13 protein-coding genes are annotated in these 13,912 nt (G+C 70.1%); 8 read left to right on the top strand and 5 right to left on the bottom strand.

Annotated features, from left to right (window positions below):
- Positions 1–34: 34 nt before the first annotated feature.
- Both Q9G87_RS07390 and Q9G87_RS07385 read right to left on the bottom strand, forming a co-directional pair.
- Positions 35–1,696: an MFS transporter gene (locus Q9G87_RS07390; protein WP_305915450.1), complete on the bottom strand. Its 1,662-nt coding sequence runs from the start codon at positions 1,694–1,696 to the stop codon at positions 35–37.
- Positions 1,697–1,767: 71 nt separating this feature from the next.
- Complete coding sequence (locus Q9G87_RS07385; protein ID WP_305915449.1) at positions 1,768–2,403, bottom strand: class I SAM-dependent methyltransferase; 636 nt, start codon at positions 2,401–2,403, stop codon at positions 1,768–1,770.
- Between the two features lie 114 nt (positions 2,404–2,517).
- On the opposite strand from Q9G87_RS07385, the gene Q9G87_RS07380 reads away from it, so the two are divergent.
- Positions 2,518–3,114, top strand: a complete 597-nt coding sequence (locus Q9G87_RS07380; RefSeq protein ID WP_305915448.1) for a helix-turn-helix domain-containing protein — start codon at positions 2,518–2,520, stop codon at positions 3,112–3,114.
- Positions 3,098–3,829, top strand: a complete 732-nt coding sequence (locus tag Q9G87_RS07375; protein ID WP_305915447.1) for a hypothetical protein — start codon at positions 3,098–3,100, stop codon at positions 3,827–3,829. Before Q9G87_RS07380 ends, Q9G87_RS07375 begins: the two co-directional genes overlap by 17 nt.
- A gap of 171 nt (positions 3,830–4,000) precedes the next feature.
- Here Q9G87_RS07375 and Q9G87_RS07370 read toward each other — a convergent pair whose 3' ends face one another.
- Complete coding sequence (locus Q9G87_RS07370) at positions 4,001–4,591, bottom strand: TetR/AcrR family transcriptional regulator (protein ID WP_305915446.1); 591 nt, start codon at positions 4,589–4,591, stop codon at positions 4,001–4,003.
- Positions 4,592–4,832: 241 nt separating this feature from the next.
- On the opposite strand from Q9G87_RS07370, the gene Q9G87_RS07365 reads away from it, so the two are divergent.
- From Q9G87_RS07365 to Q9G87_RS07340, 6 genes are all read left to right on the top strand, one after another.
- On the top strand, positions 4,833–6,074 hold the full coding sequence (locus tag Q9G87_RS07365) for a cytochrome P450 (RefSeq protein WP_305915445.1): 1,242 nt from the start codon (positions 4,833–4,835) through the stop codon (positions 6,072–6,074).
- Positions 6,075–6,103: 29 nt separating this feature from the next.
- Positions 6,104–6,301 (top strand): ferredoxin, encoded by a 198-nt coding sequence (locus Q9G87_RS07360; protein ID WP_305915444.1) that lies wholly within the window; start codon positions 6,104–6,106, stop codon positions 6,299–6,301.
- A complete protein-coding gene (locus tag Q9G87_RS07355; RefSeq protein WP_305915443.1) occupies positions 6,298–7,476 on the top strand; it encodes an NAD(P)/FAD-dependent oxidoreductase in 1,179 nt (392 codons plus the stop codon). The genes Q9G87_RS07360 and Q9G87_RS07355 overlap by 4 nt, the downstream gene beginning before the upstream one ends.
- Before the next feature lie 82 nt (positions 7,477–7,558).
- The gene (locus Q9G87_RS07350) at positions 7,559–8,593 is read left to right on the top strand and encodes a zinc-dependent alcohol dehydrogenase (RefSeq protein WP_305915442.1); all 1,035 of its coding nucleotides are present in this window, start codon (positions 7,559–7,561) and stop codon (positions 8,591–8,593) included.
- Positions 8,594–8,630: 37 nt separating this feature from the next.
- The gene (locus Q9G87_RS07345) at positions 8,631–9,236 is read left to right on the top strand and encodes a cysteine hydrolase family protein (RefSeq protein ID WP_305915441.1); all 606 of its coding nucleotides are present in this window, start codon (positions 8,631–8,633) and stop codon (positions 9,234–9,236) included.
- A gap of 137 nt (positions 9,237–9,373) precedes the next feature.
- Positions 9,374–10,180, top strand: coding sequence for an alpha/beta fold hydrolase (locus Q9G87_RS07340; RefSeq protein ID WP_305915440.1), 807 nt, complete (start codon positions 9,374–9,376; stop codon positions 10,178–10,180).
- A gap of 176 nt (positions 10,181–10,356) precedes the next feature.
- Here Q9G87_RS07340 and Q9G87_RS07335 read toward each other — a convergent pair whose 3' ends face one another.
- Together Q9G87_RS07335 and Q9G87_RS07330 are read right to left on the bottom strand one after the other, a co-directional pair.
- Entirely contained in the window at positions 10,357–11,979 is a 1,623-nt protein-coding gene (locus tag Q9G87_RS07335) for an ABC transporter ATP-binding protein (protein WP_305915439.1), read from the bottom strand.
- A 102-nt stretch (positions 11,980–12,081) separates the two neighbouring features.
- Positions 12,082–13,875 (bottom strand): ABC transporter ATP-binding protein, encoded by a 1,794-nt coding sequence (locus tag Q9G87_RS07330; protein WP_305915438.1) that lies wholly within the window; start codon positions 13,873–13,875, stop codon positions 12,082–12,084.
- Positions 13,876–13,912 lie beyond the last annotated feature (37 nt).

Raw genomic sequence — 13,912 nt, 5'->3', positions numbered from 1 at the left:
TGACATCACTCACATTGTGAGGTACGTCGGCCGTTCACCGGCGTACTTCTGCTGACCTGGAGTGCTCGTCATTCACGCAAGGCTGTGGATATGCGACGTTCTCATCGGCGACTACATCTACATCGTTGGCTTCACGGCTGTTGCTGCCGGAGCCCTGGGAGGGCCGTTGCTGCGGACCTCGCGCGAGAACGTAGACGAACAGGCCCGCCATGACTACTGCGCCTGCCCACATGGCCTGCTGCCAGCCGTCGACGAAGGACTCTTGGGCGGCTCGGATCAGCGCCTGCGCTTGGGGGCCGACCCCGTCGGCGGCCGCGAGGGCGTTGGCGACGCCCTCGCGGGCGGTGTCGGCGGCGTCGCCCGGCACTCCGTCGAGCCGGGAGGCGATGGCGCTGCGGTAGCCGGCGGTGAGGACCGCTCCGAGCAGTGCGACACCGAGCGCGGTGCCGAACTCCCGGGTGACGTCGTTGAGCGCGGACGCGACACCTTGACGCTCGCGCGGCAAGGCGGTGGTGATGGCCTCGGTGGAGGGCGTCATCGTCAACCCCATACCGAGTCCCATGGCGAGCATGCCGGGGAGGATCGAGAGGTAGCCGCCGTCGACGGACACGAAGGTGGCCATGAGGACCAGCCCCGCGCCGCCCAGGAAGATCCCTGAGGCCATCGTCGAGCGGCCGCCGATGCGCGCGGCTGCCTTCGGGGCAAGGCCGGAGGCCATCATCATCAGCAGCGCCATCGGCATGAGCGCCAGGGTGGAGCGAAGGCCGGACCAGCCGAGCACCGCCTGAAAGTACGGGAAGAGGACCACGAAGATCCCCGCCTGCACGCCGAAGACCGTCAAGAGCGACACGGAACCGCTCGCGAGACCTCGCTCGCGGAACAGGCGGACGTCAAGGAGTGGAGCCCGTCGGCGCAGCTCCCATGCCACGAATCCGACAGCGGCGATGACGCCGAGGAGGAGGCTCAGGAGCGTCGTGGGCGCGGTCCAGCCCCGTTCGGGGCCCTCCTGGAGGAAGAAGACGAGCCCGACAACCGCGACCACGGACGAGAACGAACCGACGGCGTCGAACCCGTGCCCTGACGGCTCACGCGAGTTCGGGATGGATCGCAGCGCCATGACGGTGGCGACGACGACGAGCACGACCGGCAGGACGAAGAGCCACCGCCAGCTCGCCAGGTCGACCAGGACGGCTGACAGGTACATCCCCAGGATGCCTCCACCGCCGGCGACGCCGGTCCACACGCCGATCGCCTTGGAACGCTCCTCGTCCGGGAAGGTCGAGGTGATGACGGCGAGGGTGACCGGCATGATCATCGCTGCGCCTACGCCGCTCAGGAAACGCGCAGCGAGCATGATCTCCGACGACGTGGCAAGGCCGGCCGCCGCACTCGCTGTTCCGAAGACGAGCAGGCCTGCGAGGAGCACTGGCCTGCGGCCCAACCGGTCGCCCATCGCGCCGAGCGGCAGCAGCAACGCGGCCAGTGTGATGGTGTAGATGTTGATGAACCACAAGACCTCGGTTTGCGAGGCGTCGAACGCGACGGTGAGCTCCGGCTGGGCGACGTTGAGCCCGGACACCGATGCGATGACCGCCATGAGCGCGATGCAGACCCCGGCCAAGATCGTACGTCGTTGTCGTGGGTCGTGGATGGTCGGGTCGGGGGCTTCCGCGTCTGAGGACCGGTTCGTACTCATGGGATTCCTTTCGAGAAGGCAAGGGGAATCGACGCCGGAGCAACGGGCCCTGGCGCTGTCGGATGGCGGGACTATCGGCGTCGGTTGGCGCGCACGACGACGTCGTGGAGGGGGACCGCTCGGCCCCCGCGGCCGGTGAGCGTGCGGAGGTGCTCTTCGGCGGTGACGATCTCCCACTTCGTGCCGTCCATGCGCGCGGTGATGGCCGCGGAGGTGGCCGAGGCTTCGGCAGGAGGGTGGTGCCCGTGGCCGGTGGAGCCCGGGGTGTGCAGGTGCCCCACAATGAGCAGCGTGCCGCCGGGAGCCACCCATCCGGCGATGCGGTCGTAGAACTCCAGCTGCGGCATCGCCGGGTGGGCGTAATGGGTCATGACCAGGTCGAACTGCGCGTCCGGGCTCCAGACGCTCAGATCCGCCTCAACCCACTGCAAGCGCTCGGGCGCTCCGCTCGTCGCCGCGCGCTCGGCAGCGCGAGCAAGGGCCTCGGACGAGATGTCGGCTGCGGTGACGTGCCAGCCGTGGGAGGCGAGCCAGATCGCCTCGGCCCCGGCGCCGCACCCGGCATCCAGTGCCGTGCCCGGTGTCAGGCCGCTGGTCTCCTGAGCGAGGTACGGGTTCGGCGGGTTGCCGCCCATGGATCCGGGGCCCCCAGCTCGCCCCTGTTGCCAGTGCCGCTCCCAGAAGTCCTTGTCGAACGCGTGCGTCATAGGTCGTCCTCGTGTCGTGCACCCCTCTGCGGGTGCGTTCCTCGGTTCGATCGTCATGGTGCAGACGGAGGAGGCAGATACGCAAACGTTGTTGCCGAATGGCAAAATGGATGGGTGGATGAAACCATTGACCGCACCCTTGACGCTGTCGGACCGAGGTTGAAACGCCTTCGGCTGCATCGCGAGGTCACGCTCGCCGACCTCGCGGCGGAGACCGGCATCTCCACCAGCACCTTGTCCCGGCTCGAGGCGGGGCTGCGACGTCCCACGCTCGAGCAGCTGCTTCCGCTTGCCCGCGCCTACGGGGTCACACTCGACGAGCTCGTCGACGCGCCGCCGACCGGCGACCCCCGCATCAATCTGCGTCCCATCCCCTGCGGCGACGGCTCGGTCATCCTGCCGCTGACCCGTAGGCCCGGAGGAATCCAGGCCTACAAGTTCGTCCTCCCGACAGGAAACGACGACGCCGAACCCGACCTGCGCACCCACGAGGGCTACGACTGGGTCTATGTCCTCAATGGAACACTCCGCCTTGTCCTCGGGGAACACGACCTCATCCTCAAGCCCGGGGAGGCCGCGGAGTTCGACACGCGCACCCCGCACTGGTTCGGGGCCACCAGCGCAGGTCCCGTCGAGTACTTGAGTCTCATCGGGAAACAAGGCGAACGTGCGCACGTTCGCGCAGCACCGAGAAATGGCGCGGCCGAGTAAGATCCGGCGTCTCGGCGGGAACAGGGACCTCATGCAGGACAGTGCCGAACCGTCGGCGAAGGCGCTGCGGACGCCGCGCGCCGCGGGAGCCGCAGGGATTCTGTCCGCCCTGCTGCTGGGCGGCGCCATGATCCTGGTGCGCAGGGCGATACCCGAGCGCCCGCTTGAGGTGACCGCCTACCTTGCCGACGTCGCCGGCCGCGACGCCCTGCGGCAGGCGCTGATCCTCCTGCCGTTCGGAGGGGTCTTCTTCCTGTGGTTCATGGGCGCGCTGCGCGACTCGATCGGCGCGCGGGAGGACAGGTTCTTCGCGACGGTGTTCCTCGGCGCTGGCCTGCTGTACGTGGCGATGCTCTTCGTCTTCGGCGCGACGGCGAGCGCCTTCGTGGTCACGATCGATGCGATGAAGGGCTCGATCCCGCCGGCCGGGCTGTTGCACTATGGGCGTCATCTCACGATCACCCTGCTCACCGAGTACGCACCGCGCATGGCGGGCGTCTTCGCGCTGACCGCCACAACCATCGTGGCCCGCCTCGGCCTGTTCCCCCGCTGGCTGATCCTGGCCGGCTACGTCGTCGGGCTGGTGCAGGTGCTGCTCGTCAGCCGAGTGGCCTGGTCGGAGATCATCTTCCCCGCCTGGGTCATGGTCGTCGGGTTTGTTCTGCTCATCTTGCCGGCCGATCGCATTGATGCCCCGAATATGCCGAAACGATGAACCGTCATACTGCTGGCCGCCGGCGCCGCCCCTGGACGCCTGGACTCGGTTGACCGTGCTCGGACCCGCATCGCGGACTCCGAAAACACTCCAAAGCATCACCAACTGGCAGGAGAAGGGTCAACGGCCTGGATACGACGGGGGACACGGGTTCTGCCGCCTCGGCGCGGATCAGGCCGTCGCTGCCGGCTGGTGAGGCGTCGCGTCGCCGACGGGGCGGCGTGGCGCGCGGAGTCCCAGGGTGCGGCGGCCTGCTTCGACGAGGTGCCGGCGGAGGGCGTCGTCATCGAGGCGGAGCAGTGCCCGGCCGGCCCCGGCGGCGATGCCGGCCAGCGTCATGGTGGCGTTGACGCGCCCGGCCGGGCCGGGGGTGACGTTGGCGAGAAGGTCCAGCTGGCGGTGGATCAGGTCGACGGTCTGCGGCTGGGCACGCAGCATCTCGATCGCTCCGGCATCGGTGGTGAAGACGGCGACCACGGCCCGAAACTCGACGGCGAGCGCGACATAGCCGGTGAGAAGATGTTCGGCTCGCGCATGGGGAGTGCGTTTCGTCTCGGCGGCTTCGACGAGGACCCGCAGCTGGTTCAGCACGGGCTCGACCACCGCGGTGAGCAGTTCCTCGCGGGTGCGGAAGTGGTGGTAGACGGCGGCTTTCGTGATCCCCAGCTCGTCGGCGATCATCTGCAGTGACGTGCCCGCGAAGCTGTGCCGGGTGAACAGGCGCACCGCCACGTCCATGAGACGCTGCCGGGTATCGGGCACGCTGGGCACCTTTTGAGCGGCTTTGACCGCCATATCTGCCCCTTTCCGCAGCTTCCCTGCAGTGTCGGATCTCGTTGGAGCTCTCGATCCTAGCTTGCCGATCGGCAGGTATCCAACTAGCCGATCGACAAGTGACTTACGCCACAAACTGTAGCCTCGCGGCTTGCCGATCGGCTAGGAATGAGCTAGCCGATCGGCTAGGAGGCAACCTGCCGCCGAGACAGAGAGTGAGGGAGGACCCATGGCTGACATCCTGGCCACCGCCGCAGGTGAAGCGGCATCGCCGGTTCCCGGCTACCCGATGCCGCGGGACAACCGCTGCCCGTTCCACCCGCCGGAGACCGTGCGGCGGCTGACCGTCGAAGAGCCCATCTCCAAGGTGCTGATCTGGGACGGCAGCACGCCGTGGCTCATCACCCGCCACGCCGACCAGCGCACGCTGCTCACCGACCCACGCGTCAGCATCGACGAGAAGCGGCCCGGCTTCCCCCACATGACCCGGGGCCGGGCAGAGGTCGCCCGCGTCACCCCACCGCTGATCACCAACACCGACGCGCCCGAGCACACCCGGCTCCGCCGGATGGTCAACCTTCCCTTCACCGTCAAAAAGGTCGAGGACCTGCGGCCCGCCATCCAGAAGATCACCGACGACCTGATCGATGCCATGCTGGCCGGCCCGAAACCGGCCGATCTCGTCACGGCGCTGGGCCTGCCGGTGCCGACGCTCGTGATCAGCGAACTCCTGGGCGTGCCGTACGAGGACAACGAGTTCTTCCATCACCAGAGCACCATCGCGCTCAGCCACAACTCGTCGGCTGAGGAGGCGGCGGCGGCGAGCACCGCGCTGCTGGGCTTCCTCGACGGCCTGCTCGGGCAGAAGATGACGGCCCCGGCCGACGACATGCTGTCGCAGCTGGCCGCCCGGATCAAGGCCGGCGAGATGACCCGCGAGGAGGCCGCCACCATGGGCGTGGCCGTGCTGATCGCCGGGCACGAGACCAGCGCGAGCATGATCCCCCTTGGCACGCTCGTCCTGCTGCAGAACCCCGATCAGCTCGCCGTGCTGCGCGACACGGACGAGGCGAAGGTCGTCGCCGCCGCGGTCGAAGAGCTCCTGCGCTACCTGACGATCGTGCACACCGGGGTTCGCCGGATCGCCTCAGCAGACATCGAGATCGGCGGCCAGGTCATCCGGGCCGGCGACGGCATCATCTTCGATCTCGGCGCCGCGAACTGGGACGCCGAGACCTTCCCCGAGCCCGGCCGGGTCGACCTAGGACGGAACGCACGCCGGCATCAGGCCTTCGGGTACGGCCCCCACCAGTGCCTCGGCCAGAACCTCGCCCGCGTGGAACTCCAGGTCGTCTACAGCACGCTCTACCGGCGGATCCCCACCCTGCGCCTGGCCATCCCGGTCGACGAACTCGAGTTCGCGTTCGAAGGCATCGCCTACAGCCTGCGCTCCCTGCCCGTCACCTGGTAACCGCCCCACATCAAGGAGGAAGAGCTCCCATGCGTGTAGAACTCGACGAACCCAAGTGCGTGGCCTCGGGCCAGTGCGTCCTGGCCGCTCCCGAGGTGTTCGACCAGCGGGACGAGGACGGCGTCGCGATCCTGCTGGACGAGACGCCCGTCGAGGAGCTCCTCGACGGGGTGCGGGAGGCCGTGGGGATCTGCCCGGCCGCGGCGATCCGGCTGGTGGCGCAGTGAAGCGCGTCGTCGTGGTGGGCGCCTCGGCGGCCGGGCTCGCGGTGGCCGAGACGCTGCGCCGAGAGGACTTCGACGGCACGATCACCCTCATCGGCGACGAACCATACGCTCCCTACGACCGGCCGCCGCTGTCCAAGCAGATCCTCTCGGGCGAGTGGAGCGCCAGGCGGCTGCCGCTGCGCCCGTCCGCGCATCTCGAGGACCTCGGCTTGGACCTGCGCCTCGGCGACGCCGCGACCGGCCTGGATCGCACCGCGCGTACGGTGCGGCTGGCGGACGGATCGGCAGTGCCCTACGACGGGCTGATCGTGGCCACCGGGGTGCGGCCGCGTCGCCTGCCCGGCCAGGGCGGGCACGTGCTGCGTACCTTGGACGACGCCCTGGCCCTGCGGGACCGGCTGAGCCCTGGGCGGCGGCTGGCCGTGGTCGGCGCCGGATTCCTCGGCGCCGAGGCCGCCGCCGTGGCCCGCGGCCTCGGCTGTGAGGTCACCCTGCTGGAACCGGCGCCGGTGCCGCTGGCCCACGCCCTCGGCGAGCGGATGGGCCGCGTGCTGACCCGGGCCCACCTGGAGCACGGCGTCGACCTGCGTACCGGCGTCACCGTCACTGAGGTGACCGGGGATGGGGTGCGGCTCGCCGACGGGGAACTGGTGCGGGCCGATGAGGTGCTCGTCGCCGTCGGCTCCCTGCCCAACACCGAATGGCTGGAAGGCAGCGGCCTGCGGGTGGACGACGGCCTCGTGTGCGACCAATTCAGCGCGGCCGGCCCGGACATCTATGCGGCCGGAGACGTCGCCCGCTGGCACAATCCGCTGTTCGGCACGTCCATGCGCATCGAACACCGCACCAACGCCGCCGAGCAGGGCATGGCCGCCGCCCGCAATCTCCTGAACCCGGGCGCGCGCAAGCCGTTCGCCCCGGTGCCGTACTTCTGGTCGGACCAGTACGACATGAAGATCCAGGCCTACGGCTACCTCCGCGGCCACGACGGCATCGCGGTGATGGAGGGGGATCTGGACGAACGCCGGTTCCTGGCCGCCTACCGCACCGGCGACCGGCTGACCGGAGTCCTCACGATCGGCCTGCCGCCCAAGGCCGTCCGCCCCTGGCGACAGGCCATCGCCGCCGGCGTCAAGTGGCACGAGGTCGTCGACGACGCGACGTTGGCGGCGTGACCCCCCTGCAACAGCCGGCCGCAGATCCCGAACCCGCGCCGGGGGCCCGACCATTCACAGAAAGAGTCTCACCATGACGACCATGAAATCCGTACAGACCAGCACACCGGGCACGATCGAGGTCGTGGACATCGAGCGTCCCGTTCCCGGCCCCAAGGACGCGCTGCTACGAATCCGCGCCTGCGGCATCTGCGGCACGGACGTGACCTTCCTGCACATGGGCGGCGGGCCGTTCGGCCCCGGCGGGCAGATGATCCCGGTGCCGCTCGGGCACGAGCCGGCCGGCGAGATCGTCGAAGTGGGCGCCGAGGTCACCGGCCTGAAGGCCGGCGATCGCGTGGTCGTCAACCCACAGGCCGCGCCCTCCGGCATCATCGGCTGCGGCGGCTCGCTCGGCGGCATGCGCGAATACCTGCTCATCGAGGACGCCGTCGTGGGCAAGAGCGTGGCGGTCATCCCCGACACGGTGCCGTACGCCGTCGCCGCACTCAACGAGCCGATGGCGGTCGCCCGCCACTGCGTCAACCGTTCGCAGGCCAGGCCGACCGACAAGGTCCTGGTGTTCGGGGCCGGGCCCATCGGACTGGGGGCCGCCATCTGGCTGAAACTGCGCGGGGTCGAACACGTGGTCGTCGCCGACGTCATCCCCCAGCGCCTGGAGACGGCGCTCGCCGTCGGCGCCGACGCCGTCATCGACTCCTCGCGCGAGGACGTCGCAGCGCGTCTGACCGAACTGCACGGGCAGAGCGTCAACTCCCTCGGCCAGCCACGCCCCGGCACCGACATCTACATCGACGCCGCCGGAGCCGCCGCCGTCGTCAACACCGCCCTGACCTCGGCGAAGTGGGGCGCCAAGCTGGTCACGGTCGCGGTGCACAAGAAGCCGGAGCCCATCGACCTGGGCGCCATCCTGCGCAGCGAGATGGCCATCCTTGGATCCCAGGGCTATCCCACGGAGATCTTCGAGGTGACTCGGGAGATCGTGGAGCACCAGGAGCGCTTCGCCCGGCTGATCAGCCACACCGTTCCCTTCTCCGGGGTCGAGCGAGCGTTCGAGCTCGCGGTGACACCAGGGGCGGCGGAGAAGGTGATCGTGACCTTCGACGACCAGCGCTGAACTGCCAGGTTTCCACCAAATCCACGGAAGGACGACAATGCCCAAGAACGCTCTCCTGGTGATGGATGTCCAACAGGCCGTCGTGGACCGTTACCCGGACCCCGCCTACCTGCCGCGCCTGCGCACCGCGATCTCCGCCGCCAGAGCGGCCGGCGCTCCCGTGATCTATGTGGTCGTGGGGTTTCGCCCTGGCTGCCCGGAAATCAGCACCCGCAACAAGACTTTCGGCGCGCTCGCCGGCACCGGCGCAGTGGCCGGAAGCGACCAGGCCACCCAGGTTCATCGAGACGTGGCACCGGACCCTGGCGACATCATCGTCACGAAGCGACGCATCAGCGCCTTCGCGGGTAGCGACCTCGAGATGGTCCTGCGGGCCGGTGAGATCGATCACCTTGTCCTCACGGGCATCGCGACCAGCGGTGTCGTGCTGTCCACCCTGCGCCAGGCAGCCGACCTGGATTTCCGGCTCACCGTCCTGTCCGACGGCTGTCTCGACTCCGACCCGGAGGTGCACCGTGTGCTCGTGGAGAAGGTGTTCCCCCAGCAGGCGGACGTCACCACCGTGGCCGACTGGATGGCGCGGCGGCGGGGCATGCCGTTGGGGGAGCCCGCGGCCACCCCGTCGACGGTGGTCCTCCCTTGAGTTAGAGATGCTGCTTCTGAGGTAGGAGAAGGCCCTGGTCAGCGCGCGACGGGGGGCGAGCGATGGCATCCACGGCGAGCGGCGCCCGAGACCGGACTCGGTGGTGCCGTACACGTCCCGGAAAGCCGATCGCGTTCTTGACCACGCTGACCGTGGCGGTCGCGACGCCGCCCACCACGGCCCGGGCGAGCGGACCGCTGCCCTGTCCGTCATCGGGCACGACCAAACCGACGATCGTCCTGGTCCACGGAGCATGGGCCGACACCTCGAGCTGGAACGGAGAGGTGGACGCCTTGCGCCGGGCCGGTTACACCGCGCGCGCCATCGCGAACCCGCTGCGCAACCTCGGCGACGACGCCGCCACCGTCGCGGACTTCCTGAAGACCGTCTCCGGCCCGATCGTCCTGGTGGGGCACTCCTACGGCGGCTCGGTCATCACGAACGCCGCCGCGAACGCCCCGAACGTCAAGGCCCTGGTGTACGTCGACGCGGCGGTACCGGACACGGGGGAGACCACCGCCCAGCTCAGCGGATCCGGCTCCGCGCTCAACGGTGACCCAGACTCCCTGTACGACAAGGCGTCCTACTCGAACGCGCCCCAGGGCGCGAGCGACCTGTACCTCAAGCAGGACGTCTTCGTCGGCTCGTTCGCCTCGGACCTGCCGCGGGACACCGCCGTACGCCTGTGGGCCTCGCAGCGGGCCGCCTCGACCAGCGCGTTCCAGACCCCGTCACGAGCCGCGGCGTGGAAGAAGATCCCGTCCTGGTACTTCGTCAGCACCGGCGACCGGATCATCACGCCGGCGTCACAACTGTCGATGGCACGGCGGGCCGGCTCGAAGGTCACCAAGTTCGCGGGCGGGTCCCACCTCACCCTGGTCTCGCACCCGGACGCGGTCACGTCCGTGATCGGATCGGCGATCTGCTCTGTGAAGGCCGATTAGGCGGCCGTTCGGCGTGCCCGGCGGCGGGCCGCGCCCCTACGGGCGGAGCCGGGCCCTGGCGGCCGCGGACACCGGGGCGCCCCGTCCGACGCGCGCCTACGGCGAGTCGAGCGGGCCGAAGGCACGCAGTGCGGCGCCCAACCCGGGGGGTTTCCCAAAAGGCTTGAAAAAGTCGGTCACCTGGCCACAGCCAGACGGTAGTCCTCGTCGGTGGCGAGCAGGTTCCGGTGCGTGTCCTCCGCGGTGATGACGCCGTCGTCCAGGACGAGGACCCGGTCGGCGGCGTCCAGGAAGGCCGGGCTGCTGGTGATCACGATGGTGGTGCGGCCCCGCCGCAGTCCGGCGATGTTGCGCGCGATGAGCTGCTCGGTGACCGCGTCCACCGCCGTCGTCGGGTCGTGCAGGACGAGGACGTCGGTGTCGGCGGCGAGGGCTCGGGCCAGAGACAGTCGTTGGCGCTGCCCGCCGGAAAGATTCGCGCCGCGGTCGCGGACGCCGTAGTCGAGTCCTTCGCGGTGGAGGGCGACGACGTCGGTCAGCATCGACGCCTCGACGGCCTCGGGGACCATCCGGCCGGTGCCCGACGGGTCGATGTTCGTGCGGAGGGTGCCCGCGAAGATCTCCCCGTCGTACGGGTTCACCAGCATGTGCTCGCGGACCGCCGCGATGGACAGGACCGCCGTCTCCTGCCCGCTGACCCGCACCAGGCCCTCATAGGCGCCGGGCGGGACGTTCATGGCCAGGACCGATGCCAGGTCGGCAGCCGCGCGCGGCTGGTATGCGGCGATCGCCACGAGCTCGCCGGCGGACACGTGGAACTTCAGCTTGCGCAGGGACCCGTACCGGACGCAGTCGATCTCGAGGTCTCCGCCCGCGGACGGGCGGTCTCGCCCCGGGGTCATCACCGGCGGCGCGGCCAGCACCAGGGCCATCCGCTCCGCCGACGCGCGCGCGATCATCACGTACTTCGGCATCTCCGAGAACAGCTTGAGCGGTTCCATGATGAACTGCGCCAGCCCCACGGCCATGACGAGCTGCCCGATGGTGATCTGGCCCTGGAACGCGAGCCACCCCGCCATCAGGGTCACGGCGGTGGCGAGGATCGCGTTGAAGCCCAGAGCGGCGCCCGCGTACGCGCCGTTCACCCTGGCGACGGTGACCGCCTGGTGCTTCGCCTCCGTGCTGACCTTCCGGTAGGACAGGAACGCCGCGTCGTTGCCGCCGAAGCCGTGCAGCGGGCGCAGGCCGGTGATCAGGTCGGCGACCTTCGCGCCCGCCCGCGCCACCCGGGCCTGCTGCTCGCGGGTGCTGACGCCGATCCGCTTGGACATCACGCTCAGGATCGACAGGATCGCGACGGTCCCCACGATCACCAGCAGGCCGAGCCAGACGCTGGCCAGGCCCAGCGTCACGGCCGTGATCAGCACCGCGACCAGTGAGCTGATCAGCAGCGGCACCACCTCGATGATGTCGGCTGTCTGGTCGGCGTCCTCGGTGGCGATGGTCAGCACCTCGCCGGACTTGAGATCGACGTCTCTGGCCACGGGCTGGAGTCCGCAGGCCGCGACCTCCACCCGCCAGCGGTGCGCCTCGGTCGTGTTGGCCTTCTGCAGGATGCGCATCCCGAATCGCCACGACAGCGACACGATGGTGATGATCACAGCCAACGCGGCGATCGACAGGGCGAGCGAGCCGAGGCTTCGCTCCCGCATCGTGTGTTCGACGATCAGGCCGAGCGCGATGGGGAAGGCGGTCTCGCCCGCCTGGTAGGAGCCCAGGAGGACGGTGCCCCAGGTCATGGCGCCGATGTTGCGCCGCAGTGCGGTCCGGAGAACGCCGGACCCCGTGCGAGGCCGCTGCGCGTCAGGAGTCGTCATCGAGGTGGCGGGCATGCGGTTGACCTAACTCCCCGCTCGCCAGGCCTGCCACAGTCGCGCGTACCGTCCGCCCAGTGCCACCAACTCCTCGTGAGTTCCCTGTTCCACCACGCATCCCGCGTCCAGCACGGCGATCCGGTCCGCCGCCGTCGCCTGCGTCAGCCGGTGCGCCACGAGCAACGTGGTACGGCCCCGGCACGCGGCCAGCACGGCCCGCTCCAGCTCGGCGGCGCCCTCGCTGCCCGCCTCCGCGGTCGACTCGTCCAGCACCACCACCGGCGACCGCCCCAGCACCAGCCGGGCCAGGGCGATCTGGGCGACCTTGGTGACGTCCAGGCGCTCGCCGCCCTCGCCGACCATGGTGTTCAGCCCGTCGGGCAGCGCGTCGACCCACCCGTCGGCGCCGACCGTGCGCAGCGCGTCCATCAGCTCGGCGTCGGTCGCGTCCGGCGCGGCCAGCCGCAGGTCGTCGGCGAGCGGACCGGAGAACACGTGCGTCTCCTGCGTCAGGATGCTCACCAAGGCCCGCGCCCCGGCCTCGTCCAGGCCCGCGAGGTCGGTCGGCCCGATGCGCACCGATCCGGCCTGCGGGGTGCCGATGCCCGCGATCAGCGCGGCCAGGGTGGTCTTGCCCGCGCCCGTCGCGCCCACCAGCGCGAGCGAACCGCCGGCCGGGATCACCAGGTCAACGTCCCGGAGGACCGGCTCCTCGGAATCGGGGTAGCTGAACGTCAGTCCCTCGACCGTCACCGGGTACGGCGTGAGGTCCGCGGACATGGCGGCGGCACTGCCCACCAGCCGGTCGTGCGCGGCCTCGCCCAGCACCCCGACCAGCCGGGTCAGGCTCGCCCCGGACTTCTGCGCCTCGTCGAAGGTGAACATGATGGCGCCCAGCGGGTTGAACAGCCGGTGGAACAGCAGCGGGGCCGCCGCCACCTCGCCCAGGCTGGCGGCATCGGCCTCCAGCAGTACGTACCCCACCACGATGATCAGGACCAGCCCGATGAACTCGGCACGGTTCTCTCTGCCGACGAACCGGCCGAACAACCGGAACACCTCGATGCCGAGCTCGCGCACCCGCCACGACTCAGTGGTGACCTGCTCGCGGAAGGCGTGCTCAAGGCGGTATGCCCGGACCGTGTCGATCCCGTTCAGACCGCTGATCAACGCCTGCGCGCGGTCGGCCTGGGCCGCCCGCTGCTTCTGGTAGAGCGGGCCGGACCGGGGGAGATACCAGCGCAGGGCCAGCGCGTACGCGGGCAGCGCGCCCGCGCCCGCCAGACCGAGTCGCCAGTCGAGCCCGAACATGCCGGCCGTGGCGATGACGACCAGCACTCCCGCTGAGAACACCGTGGGGATGGCCGTGCGGATGCCCTTGGACAGCACGGCCACATCGTCGCCGACCCTGGACAGCACGTCCCCCCGGCCGACCTGCTCGATCCGCGCGCTCGGCATTCCCAGCACCGCCCGGACGGCGTCCTCCCGCAGCCGCGCGAGCATCTCCGCGCCCAGCCGTCCGATCAGGTACGTCGACGCCCCGGTGGCCGCGACGCCGACAAGCGCGGCGGCCACCATCAGCGCGCCGATCGTGACCAGGATCGATGGCCGTTCGCCGTCGATCACCCCGTCGACCACCCGGCCGAGCAGGAGCACCGGCAGCACCGCGAGCGCCGCCCCGGCCACCGTGGTGAGCACGGTGGCGACCGCCAGCCATGGAACGTCGCGGAAGTGCGCCGCGACCCAGCGGGTGGCCTCACGTCCGGTCGCCGTGCGCAGGGTGGCCGCGGCGAGGCGGGTGTCGGTGGCGCTCACCCGCATCTCCGCTTCGGTGGACCCATGACCATCTAAGGGAGCG

The sequence above is a fragment of the Nonomuraea turcica genome (assembly GCF_030718205.1).
Lineage (GTDB): Bacteria > Actinomycetota > Actinomycetes > Streptosporangiales > Streptosporangiaceae > Nonomuraea.
This window is presented reverse-complemented; position numbering and strand designations above follow the sequence as displayed.